This window comes from Paenibacillus polysaccharolyticus, assembly GCF_023714295.1.
Classification (GTDB): Bacteria; Bacillota; Bacilli; order Paenibacillales; family Paenibacillaceae; genus Paenibacillus; species Paenibacillus polysaccharolyticus_A.
The window spans coordinates 1-406 of sequence record NZ_JAMAUN010000051.1; the positions used below are offsets into that span (position 1 = coordinate 1).

Genomic DNA, 406 nt, shown 5'->3' on the forward strand with positions numbered 1-406 from the left:
GTTGCTATCACTATCGTCATCTACCATCTGCCAGCCCGTCCAGTGAGGGAAATCAGCGTCACTAAACTTTTTAATACTGGAATCAGCAAGGTTGATCACCCCTTTACCACCCGGGTAATTGACTGTCATCCATAATGGTGCGTCTGCCGGTACCAGTGTTTCATGGTCCGTGTTGATCACTCGCCCAAAGCGAAGTAATTCAAACCCGGCACTTGGGCTCTCCTTATAATTCCGCATCGCGGTTTTATAGAGATTGTATTCGTAGTCATCACCATCTGCATTAACCAGTGGTTCACCCAGCAGATCATATTTTCCGTCAGTCTGCGTATTTTTCTGACGAGTAACCATCGTGCACTTGCCTTGGGCCAGAGTCATGCTGGCATACAGAGGCACATTGCTGGTATAT

The 406-nt window shown here is 47.5% G+C and carries 1 protein-coding gene; it reads right to left on the bottom strand.

Annotated features, from left to right (window positions below; genetic code table 11):
* On the bottom strand, positions 1-406 hold a 406-nt coding region (locus M3629_RS28135), incomplete at both ends, for a hypothetical protein (RefSeq protein ID WP_251512197.1).